This is a genomic window from Streptomyces triticirhizae, assembly GCF_003696235.1.
Taxonomy (GTDB): Bacteria; Actinomycetota; Actinomycetes; order Streptomycetales; family Streptomycetaceae; genus Streptomyces; species Streptomyces triticirhizae.
Genome location: NZ_RFFJ01000050.1, coordinates 1 through 18,493, shown reverse-complemented (window position 1 = coordinate 18,493; position 18,493 = coordinate 1). Strand labels below are relative to the sequence as shown.

Annotated in this window: 17 protein-coding genes and 1 pseudogene; 10 read left to right on the top strand and 8 right to left on the bottom strand. The window is 72.9% G+C overall.

The features are described 5' to 3' along the window. Positions 1-28 precede the first annotated feature (28 nt). The gene (ctaC, locus tag EBN88_RS11760) at positions 29-994 is read right to left on the bottom strand and encodes an aa3-type cytochrome oxidase subunit II (RefSeq protein WP_122183783.1); all 966 of its coding nucleotides are present in this window, start codon (positions 992-994) and stop codon (positions 29-31) included. Positions 995-1,201: 207 nt separating this feature from the next. Between ctaC and EBN88_RS11755 the strand changes: the two genes are divergently transcribed. After that, the gene (locus tag EBN88_RS11755) at positions 1,202-2,632 is read left to right on the top strand and encodes a cysteine desulfurase/sulfurtransferase TusA family protein (protein ID WP_122183798.1); all 1,431 of its coding nucleotides are present in this window, start codon (positions 1,202-1,204) and stop codon (positions 2,630-2,632) included. Positions 2,633-2,659: 27 nt separating this feature from the next. On the opposite strand, the gene EBN88_RS11750 is transcribed toward EBN88_RS11755, so the two are convergent. Then, a complete protein-coding gene (locus EBN88_RS11750) occupies positions 2,660-3,634 on the bottom strand; it encodes a carbohydrate kinase family protein (protein WP_122183782.1) in 975 nt (324 codons plus the stop codon). Positions 3,635-3,750: 116 nt separating this feature from the next. Between EBN88_RS11750 and EBN88_RS11745 the strand changes: the two genes are divergently transcribed. Then, on the top strand, positions 3,751-5,388 hold the full coding sequence (locus EBN88_RS11745) for a hypothetical protein (RefSeq protein WP_122183781.1): 1,638 nt from the start codon (positions 3,751-3,753) through the stop codon (positions 5,386-5,388). A 145-nt stretch (positions 5,389-5,533) separates the two neighbouring features. Here EBN88_RS11745 and EBN88_RS11740 read toward each other — a convergent pair whose 3' ends face one another. Beyond that, complete coding sequence (locus tag EBN88_RS11740; protein ID WP_122183780.1) at positions 5,534-5,887, bottom strand: HesB/IscA family protein; 354 nt, start codon at positions 5,885-5,887, stop codon at positions 5,534-5,536. Between the two features lie 276 nt (positions 5,888-6,163). On the opposite strand from EBN88_RS11740, the gene nadA reads away from it, so the two are divergent. Further along, on the top strand, positions 6,164-7,351 hold the full coding sequence (gene nadA / locus EBN88_RS11735) for a quinolinate synthase NadA (protein WP_122183779.1): 1,188 nt from the start codon (positions 6,164-6,166) through the stop codon (positions 7,349-7,351). 153 nt (positions 7,352-7,504) lie between these two features. On the opposite strand, the gene pspAA is transcribed toward nadA, so the two are convergent. Both pspAA and EBN88_RS11725 read right to left on the bottom strand, forming a co-directional pair. After that, a complete protein-coding gene (pspAA, locus tag EBN88_RS11730; protein WP_122183797.1) occupies positions 7,505-7,783 on the bottom strand; it encodes a PspA-associated protein PspAA in 279 nt (92 codons plus the stop codon). 65 nt (positions 7,784-7,848) lie between these two features. Further along, complete coding sequence (locus EBN88_RS11725; RefSeq protein ID WP_122183778.1) at positions 7,849-8,646, bottom strand: PspA/IM30 family protein; 798 nt, start codon at positions 8,644-8,646, stop codon at positions 7,849-7,851. A gap of 303 nt (positions 8,647-8,949) precedes the next feature. Here EBN88_RS11725 and EBN88_RS11720 point away from each other — a divergent pair, with 303 nt between their 5' ends. Further along, entirely contained in the window at positions 8,950-9,543 is a 594-nt protein-coding gene (locus EBN88_RS11720; RefSeq protein WP_122183777.1) for a DUF3043 domain-containing protein, read from the top strand. Between the two features lie 89 nt (positions 9,544-9,632). Beyond that, positions 9,633-10,685 carry a S1C family serine protease gene (locus EBN88_RS11715; protein ID WP_122183776.1) on the top strand — a complete coding sequence of 351 codons (1,053 nt, stop codon included), beginning with the start codon at positions 9,633-9,635 and terminating at the stop codon, positions 10,683-10,685. 23 nt (positions 10,686-10,708) lie between these two features. On the opposite strand, the gene EBN88_RS11710 is transcribed toward EBN88_RS11715, so the two are convergent. Beyond that, positions 10,709-10,921, bottom strand: a complete 213-nt coding sequence (locus tag EBN88_RS11710; RefSeq protein WP_122183775.1) for a hypothetical protein — start codon at positions 10,919-10,921, stop codon at positions 10,709-10,711. Positions 10,922-11,138: 217 nt separating this feature from the next. Here EBN88_RS11710 and cobT point away from each other — a divergent pair, with 217 nt between their 5' ends. Next, positions 11,139-12,257, top strand: a complete 1,119-nt coding sequence (gene cobT / locus EBN88_RS11705) for a nicotinate-nucleotide--dimethylbenzimidazole phosphoribosyltransferase (RefSeq protein ID WP_122183774.1) — start codon at positions 11,139-11,141, stop codon at positions 12,255-12,257. A 176-nt stretch (positions 12,258-12,433) separates the two neighbouring features. Here the strand turns inward: cobT and EBN88_RS31745 are convergent. Both EBN88_RS31745 and EBN88_RS11695 read right to left on the bottom strand, forming a co-directional pair. Beyond that, positions 12,434-12,676 (bottom strand): annotated as a pseudogene (locus EBN88_RS31745) (DUF6531 domain-containing protein); the annotation flags it as partial. Positions 12,677-13,165: 489 nt separating this feature from the next. Further along, positions 13,166-13,918, bottom strand: a complete 753-nt coding sequence (locus EBN88_RS11695) for a hypothetical protein (protein ID WP_122183773.1) — start codon at positions 13,916-13,918, stop codon at positions 13,166-13,168. 35 nt (positions 13,919-13,953) lie between these two features. Here EBN88_RS11695 and EBN88_RS11690 point away from each other — a divergent pair, with 35 nt between their 5' ends. The 4 genes from EBN88_RS11690 to EBN88_RS11675 form a co-directional block, all read left to right on the top strand. Continuing rightward, positions 13,954-14,802, top strand: coding sequence for an adenosylcobinamide-GDP ribazoletransferase (locus EBN88_RS11690; protein ID WP_122183772.1), 849 nt, complete (start codon positions 13,954-13,956; stop codon positions 14,800-14,802). 119 nt (positions 14,803-14,921) lie between these two features. After that, complete coding sequence (locus EBN88_RS11685; protein ID WP_122183771.1) at positions 14,922-16,445, top strand: leucyl aminopeptidase; 1,524 nt, start codon at positions 14,922-14,924, stop codon at positions 16,443-16,445. A gap of 283 nt (positions 16,446-16,728) precedes the next feature. After that, positions 16,729-18,117: a dihydrolipoyl dehydrogenase gene (gene lpdA / locus EBN88_RS11680; RefSeq protein ID WP_122183796.1), complete on the top strand. Its 1,389-nt coding sequence runs from the start codon at positions 16,729-16,731 to the stop codon at positions 18,115-18,117. A gap of 65 nt (positions 18,118-18,182) precedes the next feature. Continuing rightward, the coding region (locus tag EBN88_RS11675; protein WP_325052743.1) for a biotin/lipoyl-containing protein at positions 18,183-18,493 on the top strand (311 nt) is incomplete at its 3' end.

Below are 18,493 nucleotides of genomic sequence, written 5' to 3'. Positions count from 1 at the left end.
AGCGCGCTGGGGGATTCCTCGACGGAAGTCACGATCGGCCCTCGTTGGTCTCGGCGTTCACGGCCGCCTCGGTCTGCTCGATGCCGGCCGGCGCGAAGCCGGTCTGGCCCCTCTCTGCCAGTTCCTGGAGGTAGGCGTCGTACTCCTCGGGCGACACCACCCGGACGTTGAAGAGCATCCGCGAGTGGTCGACGCCGCACATCTCGGCGCACTTGCCCAGGAAGGTGCCCTGACGGTCCGGGGTCACCTCGAAGGTGTTGACGTGCCCGGGGATCGCGTCCTGCTTCATCAGGAACGGAACCACCCAGAAGGAGTGCACCACGTCCCTGGACGTGATGATGAACTGCACGGTCTCACCCTCGGGGAGGACCAGCGTCGGGCCCGGGTTGCCGGTCTCCGGGTCACGGTCGGCGGGGGTGCCGATCTCGTAGACACCGTCCGCGTCCTCCGGAACCCGCTCCATCATCCGGTCGGGGATGGACGCCAACTCCTCGGCCTCACTGGCGTACTCGTCCGAGATGCCCATGGGCTCCAGGTAGTTGAACGCCCAACTCCACTGGAAGCCCACCACGTTGATCACGTGGTCCGGCTCGTCGGAGGTCTCCAGCAGCTCGGTCTGGTCCCGCGCGGTGAAGTAGAAGAGCACCGAGACGATGAGCAGCGGCACGAGCGTGTAGAGCGCCTCGATGGGCACGTTGTAGCGGTTCTGCGGGGGAACCTCGACCTTGGTCCGCGACCGCCGGTGGAAGAAGACACTCCACAGGATCAGGCCCCAGACCAGCACCCCGGTTGCCAGTGCGGCGGCCCAGGAACCCTGCCACAGGGCCAGGATGCGGGGCGCCTCCTCCGTGACCGGGGTGGGCATACCGAGTCGGGGGAAGTCCTCGGATGTGCAACCTGTCGCGGTTGCCAGGACCAGGCCCGCGATCAGCGCCTGCGGCAGAACCCGCCGCATCGGGCGCCGCGACGAGCGGTCGGAGCCGTTGGGACTCACGTAGCGCCTTCCCGAGAGTCTCGCCCATGTCCGGGCTGCCATCGCACGGAGCGGGGCCGGCCCTGGCACGGGCAGGGTTTGGATGTTTATGCGGACCAAACCCTACTGGACGTCCCCGGGCGCCACGCGGGGAGGGTGCCCAACGCGCCGCGAGGGGCCACGAAGGGCGTGCTGGGCGGCCGTTCCGGGCTTGTTAGCGTGGCGCTCGTGGCTTACTTCGACGCGGCGTCGGCGCTGCCTCTTCACCCGGTCGCCCAACAGGCCCTGGTGGCCGCCGTCGCTGACGGCTGGGCCGATCCGGCCAGGCCGCACCGGGAGGGTCGGCGGGCGCGGCTGTTGCTGGACGCGGCCAGGGAGACGGCGGCGGATGCGGTCGGGTGCCGCCCGGACGAGTTGGTCTTCACCTCGTCGGGGACGGCGGCGCTGCACCGGGGGATCGCCGGGGCGTTGGCGGGTCGGGCCAGGGTCGGGCGGCACCTGCTGGTCTCGGCCGTGGAGCACTCGGCGGTGCTGCACGCGGCCGAGGCGCACCGGGCGGCGGGCGGCACCTCGGCGGAGATCCCGGTGGACCGGCTGGGGCGGGTGAGCCCGGAGGCGGTGGCCGAGGCGCTGGGCGCGGCCCCTGGGCCGACGGCGCTGGTCTGTGCGCAGTCCGCCAACCACGAGGTGGGCACGGCGCAGCCGGTGGCCGAGATCGCGGCGGAGTGCCGGGCGGCGGGCGTGCCGCTGCTGGTGGACGCGGCGCAGTCGCTGGCGTGGGGGCGGGTCGGGGGCGACTGGTCGCTGTTGGCGGGCAGCGCGCACAAGTGGGGCGGTCCGTCCGGGGTCGGCCTGTTGGCGGTGCGGAAGGGGACGCGGTTCGCGCCGGTGGCCCCGGTGGACGAGCGGGAGTCGGGCCGGGTGCCGGGCTTCGAGAACATCCCCGCCGTGGTGGCCGCCGCCGCCTCGCTGCGCGCGGTCAGGGCGGAGGCGGAGGCCGAGGCGGCCCGGCTGTCGGCGCTGGTGGAACGGGTGCGTGCCCGGGTTCCCGAACTGGTGCCCGACGTGGAGGTGGTGGGCGATCCGGTGCGCCGACTGCCGCACCTGGTGACGTTCTCCTGTCTCCATGTCGACGGCGAGGCCCTGCTGCACGCCCTGGACCGGGCGGGGTTCTCGGTCTCCTCCGGCTCCTCGTGCACATCCAGCACCCTGACGCCCAGCCATGTGCTGCGGGCGATGGGGGTGTTGTCGGAGGGGAACGTGCGGGTGTCGCTGCCGCCGGGCACCGCGCCGGACGAGGTGGACCGCTTTCTCGACGTGCTGCCCGGGGCGGTCGCCGGGGTGCGGGCCCAGCTCGCTGCGCCGGTCGCCGGCCCGGACGCGGCCCGGACGCCGGGGGGACCGGCGGCCGGGGAGACCGGGGAGCTGGTGATCGACTCGTTGGGTAAGCGCTGCCCGATCCCGGTGATCGAGTTGGCCCGCGCGATCGGGCGGGTCCCGGTGGGCGGGACGATCGCGGTGCTGGCCGACGACGTCGCCGCCCGGCTGGACATCCCGGCCTGGTGCGAGATGCGCGGCCAGGAGTATCTGGGCGAGACGGCGCGGGAGTCGGAGGGTGGGCCCGGCGGCTCGGCCTACCGGGTGCGGCGGCTGGCCTGAGCCGCACGGGTCCGGCGGCTCGCCGGCTCAGCGGATGAAGGGGCGGATCTCCTCGGCCGCGTCGATCCCGTAGGCCTTGGTGAAGCGGTCGATGAAGGAGCCCCGGTTGAGGGTGTACTCCTGGGTGCCGACGGTCTCGATGACCAACGTGGCGACCATGCAGCCGAGTTGGGCGGCGCGCTCCAGCGAGGTGCCCCAGCTGAGGCCGGAGAGGAAGCCGGCGCGGAAGGCGTCGCCGACGCCGGTGGGGTCGGCCTTGGCGTTCTCCTCGGGGCAGCCGACCTCGATGGCGGGCTGACCGGCGCGCTCCACGCGCACGCCCCGCGCGCCCAGGGTGGTGACGCGGGTGTCGACCTTGGTGAGCACCTCCTCGTCGCTCCAGCCGGTCTTGCTCTCGATGAGGGCCTTCTCGTACTCGTTGCTGAAGAGATAGGTCGCGCCCTCGGTCAGCAGCCGGATCTCGTCGCCCTCCATCCGGGCCAGCTGCTGGGAGAAGTCGGCGGCGAACGGGATGTTCCTGGTGCGGCACTCCTCGGTGTGCCGGAGCATCGCCTCGGGGTCGTCGGCGCCGATGTGCGCGAGGTCGAGACCGCCGACCCGTTCGGCGACCATCTGGAGTTCGATCAGCCGTGCCTCGCTCATGGCCCCGGTGTAGAAGGAACCGATCTGGTTGTGGTCGGCATCGGTCGTGCAGACAAAGCGGGCGGTGTGCAGCATCTCGGAGATCCGCACGGACTCGCAGTCCACGCCGTGCCGCTCCAGCCAGGCGCGGTACTCGTCGAAGTCCTGGCCCGCCGCGCCGACGAGGATCGGTCGGGCGCCCAACTGGCCCATGCCGTAACAGATGTTGGCGGCGACCCCGCCGCGTCGCACCTCCAGGCCGTCCACCAGGAAGGAGAGGGAGACCGTGTGCAGTTGGTCGCCCACCAGCTGGTCGGCGAACCGGCCGGGAAAGGTCATCAGATGGTCGTTGGCGATCGAACCTGAGACAGCGATGCGCACGAGGGCACTCCAGTGCTGGGCGGCGAAAGTCAGCGTCAGGCTACCCCGGGTGGAACCTCCGGTGAGGGGACATCGTCACACGGGTGAGACCGCCGACCGAGCCGAGGAGCGCACCCGTGACGGAGACGGACGAGAGCCACGAGGAGACCCGCAGACGGTGGCCCGCCGTGACGGCGGTGACGGCCAGCGTGGTCCTGCTCACCGGCGCGCTCTACGGCGTCGGCCTGGCGGGGGACGGGGGCCGGGCCGACGAGGGGGACGCGGCCGGCGAGCCGCTGACGCTCGACGCGGGGAGCGGCGCGGGCCACGTGGCGAGCGAGGAACTGACAGTCTTCCCCGCCGAGCGGAGCGCGCTGCCGGGCCCGCTGGTGCTGAGCGAGGACCCGCCGTCGACGCCCGAGTCGGCCGCCGTCTACCGCTTCGATGACGCGGGCGTGGACGCGGACCGGGTGGCCGCGCTGGCCGCCGACCTCGGCCTGGCAGGCGAACCCGAGGCGGCGGGCGGCAGTTGGTCGGTGGTCGGCACGCCGGAGGGGACGCGGCGCGGCGCGCTGCTGGTCGCCGACGAGGCGCCGGGGCACTGGTTCTACTCCCTGGACGGCGCGGTGTCGGACGGGGGCGAGGTCGCCGAGCGGCCGGCCGACCCCGGCATAGCCCCGGGCGAGCCGGACCCCTCGGGCTCGCTGCCCGAGGAGAACGCGGACACCGACGACCCGGACGCCTCGGTCTCCTCGGACGAGATGCCGCCGGCCGACCAGCCGCCGGCCGTCTCGGAGGAGGTGGCGCTCCAGGCCGCCGAGCCGCTGCTGAGCGCGCTGGATCTCGGCGACGGCGCGGTGGACGCCTCCACGGTGGCCGGCCCGCACCGCCTCGTGGTGGCCGAGCCGGTGGTGGACGGGCTTCCGGTGGCCGGGATGGATCTGGTGGCGGCCGTGGGTCCGGACGGCGAGGTGGTCTCGGCTTCGGGGACGCTCGGGGTGCCGTCGGCCGGCGAGGAGCGGGCGGTGACGGACGCCCTCGCCGCGCTGGAGCGGATCAACGAGGCCGCCGACACCGCCGCAGCGCGGGACATCGGCCGGCCCTGCCTCCAGCAGCCGGAGCCCGGCGCGCTGCCGGAGGCCGAGGGCGTCGAGCCTGCCCTGCCCGACCTGCCCTGCGACGGGCAGCCCGACGCGGGCGAACCGATGCCGGCCACCGTCGAGTTGGGGCTGTCCCTGGAGCGCTCGGCGGGCGAGCCGCTGCTGGTGCCGGCGTGGATCTTCCGCGCCGATGGCGCCGACGGGCAGCGCCATGTGGTGGGCGAGCCGGCGGTGGAGCACACCGTCTCCTCCGCCTCGGCCGACTCCTCGGGCGACGCGGGGGACGGCGCCTCGGGTGAGCTGGGCGCGGACGGAGACGCCTCGGACGCGCGTCCGGGCGACGCGGGCGCGGGCGAGGACGGCGCCGAGGGCACCGACGAGGTGGCGCCGAGCGAGCCGGTCGAGCAGCCCACCGCCGGCCTGTGGGTGGCCGACCACTCCCCCGAGGCGACCACCCTGACCGTGCACTTCTGGGCCGGGGTCTGTGACACGTACGAGGTGACGGCCACGGAGTCGGAGGACGAGGTCGTGCTCGGCGTCGAGGCGACGAACCCCGGCTCCGACGAGGTCTGCATCATGCTGGCCGAGCAGCAGTCGGGCGAGGTGACCCTCCAGGCCCCGGTCGGCGACCGGCGGCTGGTCGACGAGCAGGGCCGGACGGTGGCGGCGCACTGAGCCACCGCCCCGCCGGGGCACCCCGCGCCGCACGCGAACGAGGGGCGGTGCCCGGAGGATTCCGGGCACCGCCCCTCGTCACGGTGGCGGCCGGCGCCGGCCGCCCGCGTCGGGGCGGGCCGGCGGCCGTCGGCCGTCGGCCGAATCAGCTGAAGGAGTCGCCGCAGGCGCAGGAGCCGGTGGCGTTGGGGTTGTCGATGGTGAAGCCCTGCTTCTCGATGGTGTCGACGAAGTCGATGGATGCGCCGCCGAGGTAGGGGGCGCTCATCCGGTCGGTGACGACCTTGACGCCGTCGAAGTCCTTGACCACGTCGCCGTCGAGCGAGCGCTCGTCGAAGAAGAGCTGGTAGCGCAGACCGGAACACCCGCCGGGCTGGACCGCCACGCGCAGCGCCAGATCGTCACGCCCCTCCTGCTCCAGCAGGCCCCTGACCTTGGCCACGGCCGCGTCGGAAACGATGATGCCGTCGCTTACAGCGGCCTCTTCCGTTACGGACATCTGCGTATCTCCCGGGTAGTTCGGAATGCTCTGCCGAGTGCGGGAACGGCCGGCCCGCCGATGTTATTCCCGGCCCGCCGCGCCTTCTTCCCCTGTCTTTCTCCCCTCATGCTCGCACACGGCGCGGCGCGCGCACACGGGCCACGGGAGAGTGACGCGTTCCGCAGGCGATCGGCATCGTCAAACTGACGCGAAGGAGTTATGCTCCATAACGTCAGTACGACGAAAAGTCAGGGAAAGACCCCCGCACCACCCACTGAAGAAAGGGTGCCTGTCGTGACCAGCGCCCAGCCCCTTGACGTCGAGCCCACCCCGTTGGCGCTGCTGCTGCTCGGCCGGGAGTCCGATCCGGCCAGCGAGCGCGGCGTCGACTGCCCCGGGGACCTGCCGGCCCCTTCCGACCCCGATCTGGTGGCGCGGGCGCGGGCCGCCAAGGAGGCCCTCGGGGACCGCGTCTTCGTGCTCGGGCACCACTACCAGCGCGACGAGGTCATCCAGTTCGCCGACGTCACCGGCGACTCCTTCAAGCTGGCCAGGGACGCCGCCGCCCGCCCGGAGGCGGAGTTCATCGTGTTCTGCGGCGTTCACTTCATGGCCGAGTCCGCCGACATCCTGACCAGCGACGACCAGCGGGTGATCCTTCCCGATCTGGCGGCCGGCTGCTCCATGGCCGACATGGCCACCGCCGAGCAGGTCGCCGAGGCGTGGGACGTGCTGACCGAGGCGGGCGTCGCCGGCGACACCGTGCCGGTCAGCTACATGAACTCCTCGGCCGACATCAAGGCGTTCACCGGCCGCCACGGTGGCACCATCTGCACCTCGTCCAACGCCAGGCGCGCCCTGACCTGGGCCTTCGAACAGGCCGGCGAGAACGGCAAGGTGCTCTTCCTGCCCGACCAGCACCTGGGCCGCAACACCGCCGTGCGCGACCTGGGCCTCTCGCTCGACGACTGCGTGGTCTACAACCCGCACCGCCCCGGGGGCGGCCTCACCGTCGAGCAGCTGCGCCGGGCGAAGATGATCCTGTGGCGCGGCCACTGCTCGGTACACGGCCGCTTCACCCTGGACTCGGTCAACGAGGTCCGCGAGCGCATCCCCGGCGTCAACGTCCTGGTGCACCCCGAGTGCCGCTACGAGGTCGTCGCCGCCGCCGACCAGGTGGGCTCGACCGAGCACATCATCGCCACCCTGGACGCCGCGCCCGAGGGCAGCAAGTGGGCGGTCGGCACCGAGCTGAACCTGGTGCGCCGGCTCGCCAACCGCTACGCCGGGCAGGGCAAGGAGATCGTCTTCCTGGACCGCACGGTCTGCTTCTGCTCCACCATGAACCGGATCGATCTGCCGCACCTGGTCTGGTCGTTGGAGTCGCTGGCCGCCGGCAGGGTGCTCAACCGCATCGAGGTGGACCGCGCCACCGAGCACGACGCCAAGCTGGCCCTGGAGCGGATGCTCGCCCTCCCCTGAGCCGGCGTCCGCGTGGGACGACGCCGTCGGGCCCGGGCCGTCCGCGCGGGAGGCCCGGGCCCGTCGCGCGGTTCGTGTCGTGCTCGGTTGGGGAGCGGCGGTGCCCGGTTGGTGGACGGGCCGGCGCGGCCCCGCCGGCCGAAGAGCAGACCCTCAGTCGGGAATCAGCCCGTCCTCGGTCAGCATGGCCCGCACCTCGTCGATGGTCGCCTCGGGTGCGGGCAGGATCAGCTCCGAGGGCTCAAGCGAGTCCTCGGGAAGCGGCGCGCCCAGGGTGCGGACGGCCTCCAGCAGGGCCGTGAGCGTGCGGCGGAAGCCGGCCTCGTCCCCCGACTCCACCTCCGCGAGCAGTTCGTCGTCCAGCTCGTTGAGGGTGGGGAAGTGGCTGTCGTCCAGCTTCACCTGGCCCTCCCCCATGATCCGCACGATCATGTCGTTCTCCCGGCTCTCGCGCTCACACACATCGGTCGAAGGTGGTCAGCCAACGATCTCATCGCTCACTGCTTGTCGAACTTCGGGGACTGCTCCTGCTCCTGCGTCTGGGGGGCGGCGGCGTCGCCGCCCTCGATCGCCTGCCGCTGCGCGGAGCTGCCGCCGGCCAGCTCGGCCTTCATCCGCTCCAGCTCGAACTCGACGTCCGCGTTCCCCGAGATGCGGTCCAGCTCGGCGGTGAGGTCGTCCCTCGATGTGCCCGTCTGGTCGTCCAGGGCGCCGGACGCCAGCAGCTCGTCGATCGCGCCGGAACGCGCCTGGAGCTGGGCGGTCTTGTCCTCGGCGCGCTGGATCGCCATGCCGACGTCGCCCATCTCCTCGGAGATGCCGGAGAACGCCTCGCCGATCCTGGTCTGCGCCTGGGCCGCCGTGTAGGTGGCCTTGATGGTCTCCTTGCGGGTGCGGAACGCGTCGACCTTGGCCTGAAGTCGCTGGGCGGCCAGGGTGAGCTTGTTCTCCTCCGTCTGGAGCGTCTCGTGCTGCTGCTGGAGGTCGCTGATCTGCTGCGAGAGCGCGGCCCTGCGGGTCAGCGCCTCCCTGGCCAGGTCCTCCCGGCCCAGGGCCAGGGCCTTCTTGCCCTGCTCCTCCAGCTTGCCGGACTGGGTGTTGAGCTGGTTGAGCTGGAGTTCGAGCCGCTTGCGCGAGGTGGCCACGTCGGCGACCCCACGGCGCACCTTCTGCAACAGCTCCAACTGCTTCTGGTACGAGTAGTCGAGAGTCTCGCGCGGGTCCTCGGCCCGATCCAGGGCCTTGTTCGCCTTCGCGCGGAAGATCATCCCCATCCGCTTCATGACACCGCTCATGGGCTTCGCGCGCCCCCTTCTCGCCGGGCTCGAACCGATGGCCGTCTGTCCAGCCGCTTGAACTGCTGATCCCCTACTACCCTACGGGGCCCCCATCCATTAGCGCACCGCTCGGCCGCGAATGGGTCCTCCCCAAGGACGATCACGTCGCGCGGCTCTCCCGCCCAGGGACGAGGGGATGCCTGCGGGTGGTTCCCGGGACGGTCCACGGTGGTTCGTGACCGGGCGCGTGAACGGGACGTTGCGAGATCGTTCCCCGCACACCCGGCCGGCAACCCGCGTGGGGGCCGTAGGCTGGGACACGTGTTCCGAAGTCGTGCCAAAGAAGACGCCAAGACCGAGTCCGCGAACGAGGCGGCCCAGACCCGCCCCGAGCGGGACCCCCAGGCGCCCAAGGGCCGCCCCACGCCCAAGCGCAGCGAGGCCGAGGCCCTGCGCAGGGCCGTGGCCAAGCCCGCCACCAGCCGCAAGGAGGCGGCGCAGCGCGCCAAGAAGGCCCGCCGCGAGGCGCTGGACAAGCAGCGCCAGGCACTGCTGACCGGCGACGAGAAGCACCTCCCGGCGCGCGACCGTGGCCCGGTGCGCCGCTACGCGCGGGACTTCGTGGACAGCGGCTGGCACGTCGCCGAGTTCTTCCTGCCGATCGCCGTGCTGATCCTGGTGATGAGCATGATCCCGGCGACCATGGGCTTCGCCCTGATGCTGTGGATGGCCGTGATCCTGGGCATCGTCCTCGACTCGGTCCTGCTCACCCGCCGGCTCAAGAAGCGGCTGCGCGAGCGCTACCCGGACGAGAACCTGCGCGGCTCCAGCGCCTACGCGCTGATGCGGACGCTCCAGATGCGGCGGATGCGGCTACCCAAGCCGCAGATCAAGCGCGGCGAGGAGCCCCGCTGACCACGGCGGGGCGGGGGCGCGTCTTCTGGCCCGCAACGGCGTAGCGCCCCTCCCCCGCGCCGGCACGGGCAGCGGCCAGAATGCCCGTTATGGCCACCCCGCTCCCGTTCCGTCCCGTGCTGGTCCCGCTCTGCGCGGTGGCACTGCTGGCCGGCTCCGCCGGCTGCACCACCGAGTCCGACGCCTCGGGCCCCGACCACCCGCAGGCCCAGGCCCCCGAGCCCACGGTCACCGGCGAGCTGGAGCAGAACTACCAGGACGTGGTCAACGACGTGCTGCCCTCGGTCGTGCAGATCACCACGGAGAACCAGCAGGGCTCGGGCATCGTCTACGACGACGAGGGCCACATCGTCACCAACGCGCACGTCGTCGCCCGCGAGGAGTCCTTCGACGTGACGCTGGCGACCGGCCAGCGCCCGCTGGAGGCCGAGCTGGTGAGCGCCTACCCCGAGCAGGACCTGGCGGTCCTCGAACTGACCGACCCGCCCGACCAGTTGCGGCCGGCCACCTTCGGCGACTCGTCCAAGGTGCGTGTCGGCCAGATCGTGCTCGCCATGGGCAACCCGCTGGGCCTGTCCTCCAGCGTCACCCAGGGCATCGTCTCGGCCGTGGGCCGGGCCGTCAGCGAGGGCGAGGGCGAGGCCACCCTCGGGAACATGGTGCAGACCTCGGCGGCCATCAACCCCGGCAACAGCGGGGGCGCGCTGGTCAACCTCTCCGGGCAGGTGATCGGCATCCCCACCCTCTCCGCCCGCGACCCGGGCATGGGCGGCGGCACGGCGCCCGGCATCGGCTTCGCCATCCCGGCCTCCACGGTGACGTTCATCGCCGACCAACTCATCGAACACGGCCGGGTCGTGGACTCCGGGCGGGCGGCCCTCGGGGTCTCGGTGCGGACCGTCCTCGGCGACGGGTTCCAGCCGGCCGGGGCCGCCATCGTGGAGGCCACCGACGGCGGGCCGGCCGAACGCGCCGGGCTGCGGGCCGGAGACGTGCTCGTGGAACTCGACGGCGACGAGGTCACCGACGTGGTCTCGCTGGCCGAGGCGCTGGCCACCCACCGCCCCGACCAGACCGTCTCCGTCGCGTATCTGCGCAACGACGAACGACGCACCGCCGACGTCGAGTTGGGCGAGGCCTGAGGCCACGCCCCTCCGGCCGGGTGTCAGTCCTCCACGGCGCTGTGCAGGCTCATCGGCCCATAGACCTTGGAGCCGTCCTCCAGCAGGGTCACCTGGTCGATGCCGCCGTCGAGCAGCTCGGGCCAGATCTCGCCGATCCAGGACTCGGCGTCGCCCTGCGTCCCGAAGTCCCCCGGGTCCTGCGGCGGTTCGGTCGCCGAGCCGTCCGCCTTCTCGAAGCGCCACTCCCACGCCATGCAAAGCCTCCGCTCACACCGTGACTGACTGCTCGCAGACTAGATCACACCCCGCGCCGGGACGCACCACCGCGCGCCGCGCACCGCGCCGTCGCCCACCGGCGGGACATGACCCTCGTCCGCCACCTAGAACCTGTTCCCCTCCGGGTGGCGCCGGACGCCCACCGGGCCCGCTCCGCCCGCGAGGGGCGGGTGGGGCGGCGGTACCCTCGTGCGCATGAGTGAGGGCGGTCTGCGACTCGACGACTTCGGCGAACTGATCGAACGTCCCAGCGCCAGGCTCCGCCGGCAGGCGGAGGCACGGCGGGCCACACTGACCGTGCCGCCCAAGGCGTTGGGCCGGCTCGACGAGATCGCCGCCTGGCTGGCGGCCGCGCAGGGCCAGGTGCCGGTGCGGCCCGTCGAACGCCCCAGGGCGCTGCTCTTCGCCGGCGACCACGGGGTCGCCGAGCTGGGCGTCTCCGGCCGACCGGCCGGCTCCACCGTGGAGTTGGTGCGCGCCACGCTCGACGGCACGGGCCCGGCGGCGGTGCTGGCCCGTCAACTCGGCGTTCCACTGCGGGTGATCGACCTCTCCGTCGACTGTCCGGCCGACGAACTGCCCGCCGACGTCACCCGGCACCGGGTGCGGCGCGGCTCGGGCCGGCTGGACATCGAGGACACCCTGACCGAGGAGGAGACGGAGGCCGCCTTCCGCGCCGGGATGGCGATCGCGGACGAGGAGGCCGACGCCGGCACCGACCTGCTGGTCCTCGGCGACCTCTCGGTGGGCGGCACCACGGCCGCCGGCGCCCTGGTGGCGGCGATGTGCGGAACGGACGCCTCGGTGGTCACCGGGCGGGGCGCGGTGCGCATCGACGACCTGGCCTGGATGCGCAAGTGCGCGGCGATCAGGGACGGCCTGCGCCGGGCCCGGCCGGTGCTGGGCGACCAACTCCGCCTGCTGGGCACCCTCGCCGGCGCCGACCTGACCGCGATGACGGGCTTCCTCCTCCAGTGCGCGGTGCGCCGCACCCCGGTGATCCTCGACGGCGTGGTCTCGGTGGCCTGCGCGCTGGTCGGCCAGCGGATCGCGTTCCGCGCCCCCGACTGGTGGCTGGCCGGCCAACGCAGCGGCGAGCCGGCGCAGGCCAGGGCGCTGGAACGGATGACGCTGGACCCGCTGCTGGACCACGGCGTCACCATCGGCGAGGGCAGCGGCGCGCTGCTCGCCCTCCCCTTCGTCCGCGCGGCGGCCGCCCTGGCAGCGGAGCTGCCCCCGGCGGGGCAGCCCCCGGCGGCGCCGGGGGACGGCGCGGAGGCGCAGGCGCCTCCGGCGGGGAGCGGCACGGCGTAGGCGCCGGGTGCCGGTGTCGGGTTGACTACCACTCCAGATTCGCCAAGTCTTCCTCCTCGGCCGCACGCACACCAGTGATCGTGTTATCGACGGATTTCGATATCGGCGTCGTCATCCGCATCTACGACGAGCCGCAGTGACGTGACTCTCCCCGCTTCTGTGGTCAGAAGCAGGTGGTGCGGGTAGCTGAGAAGCATCCCGTCCTCGGTGACGAAAACAACACCTTCATCGTCGACCATCGTCGACTTCCAAACGTTGATCGACCGTTGACGACCAAGACAGCCCGAACCAGCGGCCCGCCCGGTATCCGGACTCGACTCGGCGAGTGAAAGCGAGAGGGAGAGTTCCAGGCAGGGCCACATCGGTCTCGGCAAGAACATATGTCCGGTAGCCATATCGACCGGATCGCTACCGCCACTCCGGAGGGGCGCGCTGAACACCGCGAGTCAGCACGTCAACAGCCCTTTTCAGGAGAGGTACCCCCGTCCGCGTGTCTCGGCGAACGTCGAAGGTTGATGCGACGCCGAACCACGCTCGTGACGGCCTGTCGGCCGAGAGTGGCGCACCCGCGGTCGCCGCCCCGACCGCTGTTCCTGGAGTGCCCGGCCGTCCGCACCAGCACCGGGGCAGCCAGAAGCTCCTCACGAAGCGTCAGCTCAGCCTCCTTACACAAAAGGGTGGCGACGCGAAGCGCCGAACCGCGCGCTGTGCGCTTCCCCGGCGTCGCCGCGTGGCGCGCCTCACCGCGTCCCGTTCATCCGCGGCCCCACCATCGCCGGGGCGGCCGGAGCCGCTGACGAGGAGTCGGGCCAGCGGCCCCGCACGAGCGAACAGCGCGCCCGGCGCGCACCCCGGCGCGGCGCGGGGCGCTCGCGCCTCCCGAACGGCACAGCGCCCAGCGTCCCCCGTCACGTTCCCTCCCGTTCCCCCGTCGGCGTGCCGCCCAGCCAGTCCTGGAGTTTGCGGTTGGGCTTGGCCCAGCGGCGGTCGTGGCGGCGGGCGCGGCGGTCGGCGCGCGCCGCGAGGCGTGGGAAGCGACGGTAGACGCGGCGCGCCCACGGCGAGTCGGGGCGGGCCAGCCGCAGCGCGCCGAAGATGGCGATCAGCGGGATCAGCACGCCGAAGACCGCGAGCTTCGGCTTGCCCTTGACCAGGCAGATCAGCGCGCACACGAAGTGCAGCAGCAGCGTGCCGATGAGTCCGCCACGGTTGTCGCGGTCGTCCGGCGACAGGCCGTCAACCCCCAGCGGCAGGAAGCCGAGCAGCAACATCCCGCCCAGCGCGCTGGTGATCAGCACGATCTCGACGCTCTGCCGGCCCCGCTCGGACCAGTAGACGTCCTGCATGTAGAGGATCAGCGCGAACTCGTCCAGGACCAGGCCGGCGCCGATCCCGAAGATCACCGCCAGCACCCCGGCCGCCCAGCCGTGCCCGCCGGTCGCCACCCCGCCGAAGCCGCCGACCAGCATCAGCACCACCCCGGGCACCACGTGGTGAACATGGTGCCCACCCGCGGAGACGTCGTGGAACGGGCCCTTGCCCGCGCGGATCATGCGGGTCACGCAGCGGGTGATCGCGAAGGTCAGCACGAAGGCGAGCAGCGCGAAGAGCAACGGCTGCTTGCCCGGTTCGACGATGTTCCGATACCACCAGTCCTCCATGACGGCCCAGCGTTGTCGGGCTACCCTGCGAACTGATGAACGCCACGCCGCCGTTGCCGCCCCTGCCGCCCGCTGGCCCTCCTCCGGCCACCGGGATGGCGGCACTGCCCGACGGGCTCCGGTTCGCGGTGGGCGCCCTGACGGCCTGGCAGCCTCCGGGCCGACGCGCCGACCGCCGAGCCGCGACGGCGGGGATGCGGCTGGCCCCGCTCGTGGGCCTGGGGCTCGGCGCGCTGGCCGGTGGGCTGTGCTGGGTGCTGCTGGAACTGGAGGCGGGCTGGCTGCTGACGGCGGTGCTGACGGTCGCGCTGCTGGCCCTGCTCACCCGGGGGTTGCCGTTGGAGGGCCTCGCGGGGTTCGCCGACGCGTTGGCCGCCCGCCGTTCCCCCGCCGAGGCGCTGGCCGTGGCGCGGGGTCCGGGTCTTGGCCGGTCGGGCGGGTTGGCGTTGCTCTTCGCCGTGCTCGTTCAGGTCGCCGCCGTGCACGAACTCGCCGGGCACGGGCGGGACTACGCGGCGGCCGCCGTGCTGGTGGCGGTGGCGACCGCGCGGACCGGGGTCGGCTGGGCGTGCCGCGAGGTGCCGGCGGCCGAGGGGGACGGGTTCGGCGCGTTGGTGGCGCGCGCGGTGCCCACGTCGGTGGCGCTGCCGTTGGCGGCGTTGACCGCGCTGTTCGCGGGTGGCGTCGGCGCGTTGGCCGCCGGGGAGCCGGGGGCCGGTGCGGTGATCGGAGTGGCGACCGTGGCCCTGGGGCTGAGCGCGGCGGAGTTGGTGCTCTGGCAGGCGCGCGCCCGGCTGGGCGGGCTGACCGAGGGCGTGTTGGGGGCGGTCAGCGAGACCGTCACCGCCGTCGCTCTGGTCACCCTGGTGGTGGGCGCGACCTGATCCCGATGCCGGACACGGGTGCGGCGTAGTCTTCTGTGCCGGACGGCCGGCGGCCGACGCTTTCCGGCCAGGTCCAGGCACTCCAGCATGTGACGCTCACAAGGACGGAATCCCACACCGTGACTGCACTGACCCTCAGCAATCTCTCCGCGGCGACCGTGCCGGCGGACGCCGTTGTGATCGGCGTCGCCCAGAGCGACTCGGGGCCGGTGCTGGCCGCCGGTTCGGCTCCGGCGGCGGCCGTGGACGCCGCGACGGGCGGAACGCTGGCCGCGACCCTGACCACGCTGGGCGCCAAGGGCGCCGAGCTGGAGATCACCAAGGTGCCGACGCCCGAGGGCGTCTCGGCGCCGCTGCTGGTGGCGGTCGGGCTTGGCGCGGTGCCCGACGAGGGGGGCGCGTTCGACCCGGAGCGGCTGCGGAAGGCGGCCGGCGCGGCGTCCAGGGCGCTGAGCGGGCGGGAGCACGTGGCGTTCGCGCTGCCGGTCGCCGACGCGGCGGCGGTGGCGGCGGTGGCGGAGGGCGCGCTGCTGGGGGCCTATCGCTTCACGGCGTTCCGTGGCCGTGACTTCGACGCCTCGGAGGGCGCGCCGCCGAGCAGGTTCACCGTGCTCGACGAGGCGGCGGCGGACGACGCGCACACCCAGGCGGCGGAGCGCGCGCTGGTGGTGGCCGAGGAGGTGCGCCGGGCGCGCGACCTGATCAACACGCCCCCGGCCGACCTGACCCCGGCGGGCTTCGCCACGCTGGCCGAGGAGACCGCGCCCGGCTACGGCGTGGACGTGACGGTCTGGGACGAGGCGGCGCTGGAGGAGGGCGGCTTCGGCGGCCTGTTGGGCGTGGGCCGTGGCTCGGTCAACCCGCCCCGGCTGGTGCGCCTGGCCTACCGCAACCCGGCGGCCAGCCGGACCCTGGCGCTGGTCGGCAAGGGCATCACCTATGACTCGGGCGGCATCTCGCTGAAGCCGGCCGGCCACAACGAGACGATGAAGTGCGACATGAGCGGCGCCGCCGCCGTGTACACGACGGTGCTGGCCGCCGCCCGACTGGGCCTTGCGGTCAACCTCACGGGCTGGCTGGCGCTGGCCGAGAACATGCCGTCCGGCTCGGCCACCAAGCCCGGCGACGTGCTCTCCCTCTACGGCGGGAAGACCGTCGAGGTGCTGAACACCGACGCCGAGGGCCGGCTGGTGCTCGGTGACGCGCTGGTGCGCGCCAGCGAGGAGGAGCCGGACGGGGTGGTCGACGTGGCCACGCTGACCGGAGCGATGGTGGTGGCGCTCGGCGAGCGGACCATGGGCGTGCTGGGCACGGACGCGTTCCGCGACCTGCTGCACGAGACGGCGGGCGAGGTCGGCGAGCCGTCGTGGCCGTTGCCGATGCCGGCCGAGCTGACGGAGGGCCTGAAGTCGCCGGTCGCGGACCTGGCCAACGTCGCGGGCCGGATGGGCGGCGGGCTGTTCGCGGGCGTCTTCCTGCGCGAGTTCGTGCCGGCCGACCTGCGCTGGGCACACCTGGACATCGCGGGCCCGGCGTACAACGACGGCTCCCCGCACGGCTACACGCCCAAGGGCGGCACGGGCTTCGCGGTGCGCACCCTGGTGCGCCTCGCCGAGCGCGCGGCGGACGGTGACCTGGGCTGACGCCCGCGTCCTCCGCCCCGCCGCCCGACCGGCGGCGGGGCGGAGGCGGGTCGGCGGCGCGTCCGTGGCGGGGGCGGCTGGTCGGGGGCGGATGTGTCGCGGTCGTCACCGGCCCGCCGTCCCACCACGGTCCAACAGGTGCGAAGATGGTCATCCGGCAGGACAGGGCCAGGCTCAACCACCCAGGCGAGCCACAACAAGCCGCACGACCCGCGGCTGACAGACGACACCGACCGGTCAGCGCAGACCGGCCAGGTGTACCCCATCCATGGAGGAACGTGACGTGGCGAACGACGCCAGCACCGTTTTCGACCTAGTGATCCTCGGAGGCGGCAGCGGTGGCTACGCCGCAGCCCTGCGCGCCTCCCAGCTGGGTCTCGACGTGGCCCTGATCGAGAAGAACAAGCTGGGCGGCACCTGTCTGCACCAGGGATGCATTCCCACCAAGGCGCTGCTGCACGCCGGCGAGATCGCCGACGCGGCGCGCGAGGGCGCCGAGTTCGGCGTGCGGACCACCTTCGACGGCATCGACATCGCGGGGGTCCACAAGTACAAGGACGGCGTGGTCTCCGGCCTCTACAAGGGGCTCCAGGGGCTGGTCGCCTCCCGGAAGATCACCTATGTGGAGGGCGAGGGCCGGCTGTCGTCGCCGACCTCCGTCGACGTGAACGGGCAGCGCTACACCGGTCGGCACGTCCTGCTGGCGACCGGCTCGGTGCCCCGTTCCCTGCCGGGCCTGACGATAGACGGCGACCGGATCATCTCCTCCGACCACGCCCTGGTCCTGGACCGGGTGCCCAAGTCGGCGATCGTGCTGGGCGGCGGCGTGATCGGCGTGGAGTTCGCCTCCGTCTGGAAGTCCTTCGGCGCGGACGTGACCATCGTCGAGGGCCTGCCGCACCTGGTGCCGGTGGAGGACGAGAACAGCTCCAAGCTGCTGGAGCGCGCCTTCCGCAAGCGCGGCATCAACTTCTCGCTCGGCTCCTTCTTCCAGGGCGCCGAGTACACCGACGACGGGGTGCGCGTCACCCTGGAGAACGGCAAGACCTTCGAGGCCGAGCTGCTGCTGGTGGCCATCGGCCGGGGGCCCGTCTCCCAGGGACTGGGATACGAGGAGGCCGGGGTCGCCATCGAGCGCGGCTTCGTGCGGGTGGACGAGTACTGCCGGACCAACGTGCCGACGATCTCGGCGGTCGGCGACCTGATCCCCACCCTCCAGCTGGCCCACGTCGGCTACGCCGAGGGCATCCTGGTCGCCGAGCGGCTGGCCGGGCTCTCCCCGGTGCCGATCGACTACGACGGGGTGCCCCGGGTGACGTACTGCCACCCGGAGGTGGCCTCGGTGGGCGTCACCGAGGCGCGCGCCAAGGAGCTGTACGGCGCCGACCAGGTGGTCACCCTGAAGTACAACCTCGCGGGCAACGGCAAGAGCAAGATCCTGAAGACGGCGGGCGAGATCAAGCTCGTGCGGGTCAGGGACGGCGCCGTGGTCGGCGTGCACATGGTGGGCGACCGGCTCGGCGAGCAGGTGGGCGAGGCCCAGTTGATCTACAACTGGGAGGCGCTGCCGGCCGAGGTGGCGCAGCTCATCCACGCCCACCCGACCCAGAACGAGGCGCTGGGCGAGGCCCATCTGGCCCTCGCCGGCAAGCCACTGCATTCCCACGACTGACCCGGCCGCGTTGACCCAGAGCGCGCGTAACCCACTGCCACATTTCGTAAGGAGCAACAGAAACCATGGCGGTTTCCGTAACCCTTCCGGCGCTCGGCGAGAGCGTGACCGAGGGCACCGTCACCCGCTGGCTGAAGTCGGAGGGCGAACACGTCGAGGCCGACGAGCCGTTGCTCGAGGTCTCCACCGACAAGGTCGACACCGAGATCCCGGCCCCGGCCGCCGGCGTGCTCTCCTCCATCAAGGTGGCGGAGGACGAGACCGTCGAGGTCGGCGCCGAGTTGGCCGTGATCGACGACGGCTCGGGCGCGCCGGCCGAGGCCCCGGCGCCCGCCGCCGAGTCCGCGCCGGCGCCGGAGCCCGCGCCCGAGCCGGC

Coding starts and splice junctions, on each gene's coding strand:
- EBN88_RS11710 (WP_122183775.1), bottom strand. CDS start 10,921: ATGGCGTGGGAGTGGCGCTTCGAGAAGGCGGACGGCTCGGCGACCGAA.
- pspAA (WP_122183797.1), bottom strand. CDS start 7,783: ATGATCGTGCGGATCATGGGGGAGGGCCAGGTGAAGCTGGACGACAGC.
- EBN88_RS11725 (WP_122183778.1), bottom strand. CDS start 8,646: ATGAGCGGTGTCATGAAGCGGATGGGGATGATCTTCCGCGCGAAGGCG.
- EBN88_RS11715 (WP_122183776.1), top strand. CDS start 9,633: ATGGCCACCCCGCTCCCGTTCCGTCCCGTGCTGGTCCCGCTCTGCGCG.
- EBN88_RS11740 (WP_122183780.1), bottom strand. CDS start 5,887: ATGTCCGTAACGGAAGAGGCCGCTGTAAGCGACGGCATCATCGTTTCC.
- cobT (WP_122183774.1), top strand. CDS start 11,139: ATGAGTGAGGGCGGTCTGCGACTCGACGACTTCGGCGAACTGATCGAA.
- EBN88_RS11695 (WP_122183773.1), bottom strand. CDS start 13,918: ATGGAGGACTGGTGGTATCGGAACATCGTCGAACCGGGCAAGCAGCCG.
- EBN88_RS11690 (WP_122183772.1), top strand. CDS start 13,954: ATGAACGCCACGCCGCCGTTGCCGCCCCTGCCGCCCGCTGGCCCTCCT.